Source organism: Serratia sp. PL7 (assembly GCF_945957435.1).
Genome location: NZ_CAMFLB010000057.1, coordinates 1 through 8,954, shown reverse-complemented (window position 1 = coordinate 8,954; position 8,954 = coordinate 1). Strand labels below are relative to the sequence as shown.

The following is an 8,954-nucleotide window of genomic DNA, read 5'->3' as shown; positions in this document are numbered from 1 at the left end:
CTTAAAACACGGTTACATCGCCGGTAAAGGCACTGACAATGAGATCCGTTACACCGAAGTCACATTCCGTGAACTGACCTCAAAAGACGTTATCGACGCCCAGCTTGAGGCGGAGCGCGTGGTCATCGGGGAGAACGGCAAGGCGGTGGCGTACTGCTCTGAGGTGCTGATGGGGCTGGCAATGCTGCGTAAGCAAATCCTCTGGGTGGGTGAAATCCCCGGCCCTTTGTCGCTTAAACAGCTTTACAGCTTCCACCCTGAAGACCTTGAGATGCTGTCCAGCAGCGCGAGCAAAATGGATGACCTCGTGACGGAGACAGCTGGCCGGGGGCGACCTGATGCCGCTGGCGACGGCGCTCAGTAATCTCCTCGTCAATTTGTCTCAACGTTTTGATATGTCCTACCTGCAGCAGTTGCCTCTCCGGCAACTGCTGCGCCTGACAGAGCAGCTGAGGAAGCAACATGGCAAACCGCCTCACCACTGAAATACTCATCAATCTGGCAGGCAACCTGACCGCCAAAGCTCGCCAGTATGGTGCCAATATGTCCGAGTTCGCCCGCACCAATCAGCGGGCGATGTCGGTTGTTAAAGCGACATCTGCTGCTGCAGGTCGTGGCCTTGATGCGCTGGGGAATCGCTATACCACTATGATTGCAGGGTTTGCCGGTGGGGCAATGTTACGTGAGTTCGCAACAACTGACAGAGCATTGACTGAACTCGGGATTGCAGCTGGGAAAACACGTGAGGAGATGCGCCAGATTTTTTCTGACACCCAAGATGCGGCTATTAAATTCCGTGTGGACGATGCTGAAGTGATGAAGGCTTTGGCAAACGTAAACAAAATGACTGGCGACCTGGATTTTGGTGTCAAAAATAAGGAGATGATGGCAGCGTCAATAGCGGCATCCGGCTCTGATGGCGATTCTATCGGTGGATTGTTTGCAACGTTTCAGAAATTCAAAACTAAATCTGACCAGGAAAATCTTCTGGCAATGGATTTTCTAAATCAATTGGGTAAAGAGGGAGGCTTTGAATTAAAAGATTTTGCGCAAAGTGGCACTAAAATTTTCTCGGCCTACGCAGGGACTGGAAGAACCGGGCCGGAAGCGCTCAAGGAAATGGGTGCGGTAATGGAATCAGCAATGGATGCGGTGGGTGACAGAGATCTGGCGGCTACAGCATCTTTTAACTTACTCAACGATCTGCGTAATCCCAAAATCGCCAAAATTCTGGAAGCCAGCGGTGTAAAGCTGCGTGATAAAAGCGGAGGAATGCTGGCTATTAACGAGATTGTTAAAAATATCGCGCAACTCTCAGGTAAAGATGGGCCTAAACGTCAGGACGAACGTCTGGCTAAAGCAGGACTTACCGATTACAGCCGGTTGATTATTTCCAGCGTCACCACAGGTAAAGGTGCAGAAAACTTTGCCCGTTACAACGCTGTAGTCGCAGACGGTTCAGGCATTATGGCGGATGCTAAATATGCAGCTCAGGACTTCACTTCCGCCATGACCAGCCTGAACGTTACGTGGAAGAAATTCGCGAACAGCAATCTTGCAAAACCAGTGCAGGAACTGGCCGACGCTATTAACTCCGTTGACCAGGAAACCGTCCAGCACTGGCTGGAGATTGGTAAAAATATCGCCATCGCAGTCGGGGGGGTTATTGCAGCCCGCAAAGCGTTTCAGTTTGGTAAAGGTGTCTGGGATGTGCTGAATCCAAATAAGGGTAAGGGTATACCAAATGGTGTCTCTGATGTGTTCGGTTCCGGTGTAATGCCAGTTTATGTGACCAACTGGCCAGCAGGTGGGCTGGGCGGAACAGGTGAAGATAAGGTTAACGATCTTCTTGATACTACCGCCGACCTTCCTGGTTGGCCTGGAATGCTTGCCCGAGGCGGGTTAATTGCCAGTAAGTTGATGGGGTTAACTGATATGGACCCTTTTTCGGACGAGGGTCGTGAAGAACTCCTTAAAAGGGTTCAGCAGAACAATGAGCGTTCAACGATGTGGGAGGATATCAAAAACTTTTTCACGTCTCCCTCGTCGTCACCTGCGGGTTACCAAGACCCGTCGCCGTGGGCTTCAATGCAGCCCCAGAACCAGTCTGGCTACCCGTTCCTGCCCCAGCAGCTGAAAGGCAGTATCGAGGTTTCTGTTAAAGATGATCGGGTTCAGGTGACCAGCGTCAAGGTCAATGCCCCCGGCGTTACCATGAGTGCGTCCAGTGGTGTTCGCAATATGGAGCAGCAATAATGGCCACTAAATGGGAAGACCTCCGCGATGCCTCGTTCCGGGGCGCTCCTTTCTTTTTCCGCGACGTCGAGGGGACTGGCGGTCGCCGCGCTATCCCTCACGCCTACCCTAAAAAAGAGGTGGGCTGGACGGAAGACCACGGCGCGGTACTGACTCAACAACAGATTAACGCGATCCTGCTCGGCAGCGACTACATCGACCAGATGAACCGCCTGCTGGCCGCACTCAATACCGCCGGTCCCGGCGAGCTGGTGCATCCGTGGTTCGGTGTGCAGAAGGTTCAGGCAGGCCGCGTCACACATCGCCTTTCCACCGAGGAAGGCGGAATTGCCTATGTATCCTTTGAGGTTTACGAGGCTGGCGAGCAGCTGTTTCCGTCCGGCACTGAAGACACCAGCGCCACCACGCTCAGCGCGGCGGATAAGGTCAAGGAAGCACTGGCCAGCGGGGATTATTTTGCGGCGCTCGATGGCGTCGGCAGCATGGTAGACACCCTGCTGGAGGATATGGAGGGCTTTGTCACCAGTCTGCCAACCCTGCCAGCAGCGCTCAGTGAATGGATGGACCGCCTCAACCGGTTTAAGGACCTCGCAGGTATTGTGGCCGCCGCTCCGGGTGAAATGATCCGCGATATCACCGGCCTCATCAGCGATATGAAGGACCTGGTCTCTGAGCCGCCGTTCGCCCTGCGGGTCTATGACCAGCTGCGCGACAAATGGGAAGGCGACCGGGCGGCGCAGTCTGCAACCAAATCCCTTGCCGATAACATCAGCGTGAACACCGATACCGGTTTTGCCAGTAGCGTCACCCCGGCATCGACGCCGGAGACCACGGCGGCGATGGAGACCAATATCGTTGACTTCAGACGTCTGGTGATTATCTCCACGCTGGTCGCTCAAGCTGAAGCGGTGGCCACCGCGACCTTCGAGACCGGCCAGGATGCACAGAACACCGGCGACCAGCTGGCTGAGCGCCTCGGCGAGACCGCCGCAGAAGCCGTCGAAAGCGGCCTCCGAGAGCTGTGGCGCTCCCTTCGCGAGCTGCGGTTCGCTGTGGTCAATGACGTGCGTATCCGCAGTATCCAACTGCCAGAACTGCGCCGCGTCACGCCTGCCCGGACTGTACCGGTGATGTTGCTGGCCTACCGCGATACCGGCGACGCTGAGAATCGTGATGAGCTGGTGACCCGTAACCGGCTGCGCTATCCCTCCTTTATTACGCCTTCACAGACGATTGAGATCATCAGCAATGACTGAAGAGTTAACCCTGAACGTTGACGGCAAGGTCTGGGGCGGCTGGACGGATATGACCATCAACCGCTCGCTGGAGTCCGTGGCGGGCGAGTTTGATCTGACCGTCACCGCCCAATGGTCATCTGCCGCGCCACGCTCCATCAAACCCGGTCAGTCCTGTACGGTCTCCATCGGCAGCGACCGCGTCATGACCGGCTACATCGACGACTTTATTCCCAGCTATGACTCGGAAAACGTCTCCCTGCGCGTGATGGGCCGCGACAAGACCGGCGATTTGGTGGACAGCTCGGTGGTCGATAAGTCCGGCCAGTGGAAAGGTCTGAAGCTGGAGCAGCTTGCGGCCACCATCTGCAAGCCCTACGGCATCGAGATGGTCAACGAAACCGACACCGGCGAGGCGTTTGGCAGCATCACCCTGGAACAGGGTGAAACGGGCTTTGAACTGCTCGACCGTCTGGCCAAACAGCGCGGCGTTCTGGTGACCTCGGACGCTTACGGGCGGCTGGTCATCACCCGCGCTTCCACCCGGCGTGCGGGAGTAAGGCTCACCCTCGGCGACAATATTCTGGCCGCACGGGGGCGTTTCAGCTGGCGTGAGCGTGCCAGCCAGTACATCGTCAAGGGCTCTGGCAGTGCGGGCGGTGCGACGTGGGACGACCAGCCGGTGAAGATGGTCGGTGGACGCCAGACCGTTGTCAGTGACCCGGAGATCACCCGCTATCGTCCGAAGATTCTGGTCAACGAGGACAGCCTGACGGTCGGCGGTGCCAGTGCCCGTGGTGAGTGGCATAAGGCTTACGTGCTGGGCGAATCCAACACCACCGAAATCACTGTGGCGGGCTGGCGTGAAAACGGTGCTACAGGGCCGCTATGGGATACTAACCGACTGGTGCCGGTGACCGATGAAATCCAGCAACTCGACGTTACCTGGCTGATTAAATCTGTGTCATTTATGGAAAGTGACAGCGGTCGTCTGACCGTACTGACACTGGCACCGCCTGAGTCGCTGGATATGCCCTCGCAGAAGGCGAAGAAGAAAGGCAAAAAAACATCCGTGGGGGTCACGTGGGACTAAAAGAAGCGAATTTCGGGCGTTCCTTTGCTGAGCTGGGCCGACGTCTGCGCCTGATGGTAGACCGGGCTCTGGTACGTATTGTGACGGACAGCCTCGGTCGGCAGAACCTGCAGGTGCAGTCTCTGGCCGACGAGACCAATGACGACGTCGAGCGCTTCCAGAATTACGGGTTTTCCAGCGTTCCACCTGCGGGCTCTGAGGCGATAGTTGTCGCCGTGGGTGGACGTCGCGGCGGTCTGGTGGCCATCGCCGTCGAGGATAAAGGGAGCCGTCCCCGTGGCGGCGAAGAAGGCGACGTTATTCTTTATCATCAGGAAGGCCATATTATTCGTCTGAAAAAGAATGGCGTGATTGAAATAACAGGGAAGACGGTAAATGTGGTTGCCGAAGAGAGCTGTGACATTATCGGTAAACAGATAAATATCACCGGCCCCACTTCTTTCAGTGAAGATATCCAGGTTCAGGGAAAAAGTTTCCTCGACCATATTCATAAGGATGGTGACGGTGAAAACACGACTAAACCCTTATGACCATCAGAATAAACTGGCACCTGCCCGCTGGCGGCGACATCGAGATTGAACACAATGGCCTTTCGTTTGACGAGGGCCTTGTTTCTTTGGTGTATATCTGCCTGTTTACTGATGCTCGGGCCGATACCAGCGACGAAATACCCGACGGCACCGATGACCGTCGCGGCTGGTGCGGTAATTCCTTCAGCGATTTTGAATGGGGCTCAAAGCTCTGGCTGATTGACCGTGAAAAGCTGACCGAAGAGGTCAGGCTCCGCGCGGAGAATTACGCCCGTCTGGCCATGCAACCGTTATTACGTTACGGCTATGCGCGAAATGCGCAGGTCATTGCCACTATTCCCCGTATTAACTGGCTGGCATTAACCATTATTCTCACCCGCCCGGATAAAACCGAGTTAACCGTCGAAATAAAGAAACGCTGGGAGGCGGTAGAAAATGGCTACATTTAATGTCCCGACGCTCCGCCAGCTTATTCGCGCCGGTATTCAGGATTTAGAGATTGAACTCGACCAGGAATTACCGATTGTCGGCGTTGAACGTGCGTTAAATACGGCTTTCAGCGGCGCTTTACGCGACGTGTACGATTATCAAACGTGGATTAAAAACCAGATTATCCCGTCAGAGCAGTCCGCCGACGAAACCATCATTGATACCGCCCGCTATGAGGGTGTGATTCGTAAGGCCGCATCCTATGCCAGCGGCCCGGTCACCTTCACCGGCACAAAGCCGCTGGCGCTTGATACCGAGATGCAGACGCAGGACGGCGTACGCTACCACGTCACCGCCACCAGTGACCCGTCAGCGGGCAAAATCACCGTCACCGTGCAGGCCGACGAGACGGGCCTCAGCGGCAACCTGACGGCGGGTGACGTTCTGACCCTCATTTCCCCGGTAGCCGGAGTGAACAGCGACGGCGTGGTGGCGGATGCCGGGATTTCCGGCGGCGCGGACGTCGAGTCCGTGGCCGAGCTGCTGACCCGCCTGCTGTACCGCAAGCGCAACCCGCCAACCGGCGGCGCTCTGCACGATTACGTTATCTGGGCCACCGAACTGCCGGGCATCAGCCGGGCATGGGCCTTTGACTGCTGGCACGGGCTGGGTACGGTCGGCCTTGCATGGGTCTACGACCAGCGCACTGACATTATCCCGACCGGCACCGACCGCGAAGCAATGCAGGCGTACCTTTTCCGCCATCAGGACCCGGCAACCGGGACTTACGTCGGAAAGCCGGGCGGTATCGAGGTCTGGCCCATCCCGCTGACGCTCAAGCCGGTGCCGCTGACCATCCGCGTCATCCCCGACACTGCCGCCATCCGTTCTGCGGTCACCCTGAGCCTGCAGGCGCTGTTCCGTTCGGTCTCGCCGGGGGATACGCTGCTGCTCTCCGCTATCCGCACGGCCATCGGCTCATCGACGGGCGTCACCGACTACGATCTGGACCTCACCACCAATCAGGCCAGCGAGAACTATGAACTGCTGACGCTGGGGGCAATCACATGGCGCATCGTGTAGAGGACTGGCAGGACGTCCTGCAGCAGCTGATGCCGCGCGGTAAAGCGTGGCCCCGCGACCAGACGGCGGCGCTGACGTCACTGCTCCGGGGCTTCAGTTCCCGCCTGCAGCTGGCGGAGGCGAACGCGGATTTACTTGTCACCGAGATGCGCCCGGAGACCACTGACCTGCTGCTGGCCGACTGGGAGGACTATCTCGGTCTGCCGGACTGTAACGCCATCCCTGACGGTTTCGACCGCCGTCGCGATGCCGTGGTGGAGAAGTATCACCGCAAGGGCGGGCTGGCCACCTGGCAGATTGAGCAGGCCGTGAAGGATGCGCTGGGTTTCACCATTCAGGTGACAGAGATCCTGCCGCATCACGTCATGCGCGACATCATGTATCCGATTTATTCGCATAAATACCGCTACCTGCTGCAGGTGACGGTCACGGATATGCCGATGATCCGCTTTCGCAGTATCAGCAACGTCCTGACGCCGTTAATCAGCCTGCAGGCGCAGATACTGGAATGTTTTTTACGTCGTTACCGGCTGGCCGGGCACGATTATGATTTTCTTTACGAGGTTTAATTATGTATCACCTGGATAATGCCTCCTCCGTTCCTGATATGCCCGCCATCAAGCCGGTATTATTTACTGAGCGTCGCTGGTTTACCGAAGGCGGCGACGGTATTCAGCCGAGTTATCCGGGGGCGGACTGGTTTAACGCTATTCAGGCGGAAATGCTGAATGTGCTGGCATTGGCGAATATCACGCCGAATAAAACGCAGCTGGATCAGTTTGCTCAGGCCATCCGTATTTTCTCCTCGGACTATATGCTGCCGCCGGGTATTCCTCTGGCGTGGCCGGGTGCAACAGCGCCGACCGGTTTTATGCTGATGCTGGGTCAGAGCTTCGATAAAAACGCCTATCCGCGTCTTGCTGTCGCTTATCCCTCCGGCGTTCTGCCTGACATGCGCGGCCAGACCATCAAGTTTTTACCCGCCTCCGGGCGGGCGCTGCTGTCATATGAAGCTGACGGTGTGAAGGCTCACGCACACACCGGAAGCGTGGCCACAACGGACCTCGGGACAGTGCCCGCCAGTAACTTTGATCACGGCACAAAGCCCACCAGTTCGGATAACGAGCATGACCATGATGGTGGCATGTTAGCGCCGGGGGATGTCTGGGACCCGGACTATGTCGTAGGGTCAGATAATGACTCGCATCGCACGCGTAACAAGACCAGTAAAGCCCCGGCCCACAGCCATACCGTCAACATTGGTATTCACGGACATACTGTTTATATCGGTCCTCATGCTCATGCAGTGACGATCAACAGCACTGGTAATGCCGAAAACACCGTCAAAAATATCGCCTTTAACGCCATTGTGAGGTTAGCGTAATGTCATTTGAATTTTCTCAAAGCCCGCAGGCCATCTGGCTTTATCAGTACGATGCCGATGGCGTTTATATTGGCTCTGTTTTTATGACGATCCCGGCAGGTACAGGCCTGCCCGCAAATACCACGCATATTCCCTGCGAGCCGGATAAAGGCCATACCGGTATATTTAAAAATAACGTCTGGGAATACGTGAAAGATATTCGCGGAACCCGTTACTGGAATATTCACGGCACCGGCTTTGTTATTTCCGCACTGAGTGAATCCCTGCCGGAATGGGCTACTACCATTGAACCGCCTGTTGCTGATGCCGGTTACGTTCTGCTGTTCACGGATGGTCAGTGGATACAGATTGAAGATAAAACAGGGCAACTTTACTACGAGACCGACGGCACGAAACATACCGTCTCTGACGCGTGGTTTACGCTGCCGGAGGGCTGCACGTTCGTAGCCCCTCCAGAGGACAAAACGACGTTCGTCACCCGCTGGAACGGAGCTGAGTGGATTTATGTCAAAGACCTGCGCGGTCAGGTTATCTGGAACACCACAACCCGCGAGCCTCTGACCATCACCGACATTGGTCCTGTTCCTGATGGCTATACCCTCAAAATGCCAGGTCAGTTCGATGAATGGGATGGCTCAGCCTGGATTAAAAATGCCGATGCTGAACATGTTTATCTCATCGCTCAGGCTGACCGTCAGAAGGCAAAACTGCTGTCTAATGCGTCGGAACAGATTTCACTGCTGAGCTATGCCGTCAGCAGCGGTCAGGCAACTGATGATGAAACCGCGCAACTTGCACGATGGGAGGCGTATCGCCTCGCGGTGAGTCGAATTGACATCACCGTCACCGATATCGTCTGGCCAGATAAGCCGTAAGGAGTCGTCATGTATCATCTCGACAATACCAGCGGCGTCCCCGAGATGCCGGAACCTAAGGATGCGCAA

At 56.2% G+C, this 8,954-nt stretch carries 10 protein-coding genes; all 10 read left to right on the top strand.

Annotation, left to right across the window (positions count from 1 at the left end):
- Positions 1-364 (top strand): phage tail assembly protein (locus N6G83_RS53525; RefSeq protein WP_260524383.1); only part of this gene is annotated, 364 nt, incomplete at its 5' end.
- A 98-nt stretch (positions 365-462) separates the two neighbouring features.
- Positions 463-2,256 carry a phage tail protein gene (locus tag N6G83_RS53520; protein ID WP_260524382.1) on the top strand — a complete coding sequence of 598 codons (1,794 nt, stop codon included), beginning with the start codon at positions 463-465 and terminating at the stop codon, positions 2,254-2,256.
- On the top strand, positions 2,256-3,512 hold the full coding sequence (locus N6G83_RS53515) for a DNA circularization protein (protein ID WP_224266785.1): 1,257 nt from the start codon (positions 2,256-2,258) through the stop codon (positions 3,510-3,512). Before N6G83_RS53520 ends, N6G83_RS53515 begins: the two co-directional genes overlap by 1 nt.
- Positions 3,505-4,584 (top strand): phage baseplate assembly protein, encoded by a 1,080-nt coding sequence (locus N6G83_RS53510; RefSeq protein WP_260524381.1) that lies wholly within the window; start codon positions 3,505-3,507, stop codon positions 4,582-4,584. The genes N6G83_RS53515 and N6G83_RS53510 overlap by 8 nt, the downstream gene beginning before the upstream one ends.
- Complete coding sequence (locus tag N6G83_RS53505) at positions 4,575-5,114, top strand: phage baseplate assembly protein V (protein WP_023301719.1); 540 nt, start codon at positions 4,575-4,577, stop codon at positions 5,112-5,114. The genes N6G83_RS53510 and N6G83_RS53505 overlap by 10 nt, the downstream gene beginning before the upstream one ends.
- On the top strand, positions 5,111-5,563 hold the full coding sequence (locus tag N6G83_RS53500; protein WP_019704449.1) for a phage GP46 family protein: 453 nt from the start codon (positions 5,111-5,113) through the stop codon (positions 5,561-5,563). The genes N6G83_RS53505 and N6G83_RS53500 overlap by 4 nt, the downstream gene beginning before the upstream one ends.
- A complete protein-coding gene (locus N6G83_RS53495) occupies positions 5,550-6,626 on the top strand; it encodes a baseplate J/gp47 family protein (protein ID WP_064342254.1) in 1,077 nt (358 codons plus the stop codon). Before N6G83_RS53500 ends, N6G83_RS53495 begins: the two co-directional genes overlap by 14 nt.
- The gene (locus N6G83_RS53490) at positions 6,611-7,195 is read left to right on the top strand and encodes a YmfQ family protein (RefSeq protein WP_016807443.1); all 585 of its coding nucleotides are present in this window, start codon (positions 6,611-6,613) and stop codon (positions 7,193-7,195) included. The genes N6G83_RS53495 and N6G83_RS53490 overlap by 16 nt, the downstream gene beginning before the upstream one ends.
- A 2-nt stretch (positions 7,196-7,197) precedes the next feature.
- The gene (locus tag N6G83_RS53485) at positions 7,198-8,010 is read left to right on the top strand and encodes a phage tail protein (RefSeq protein WP_260524380.1); all 813 of its coding nucleotides are present in this window, start codon (positions 7,198-7,200) and stop codon (positions 8,008-8,010) included.
- A complete protein-coding gene (locus tag N6G83_RS53480) occupies positions 8,010-8,885 on the top strand; it encodes a tail fiber assembly protein (RefSeq protein WP_260524379.1) in 876 nt (291 codons plus the stop codon). Before N6G83_RS53485 ends, N6G83_RS53480 begins: the two co-directional genes overlap by 1 nt.
- Positions 8,886-8,954 lie beyond the last annotated feature (69 nt).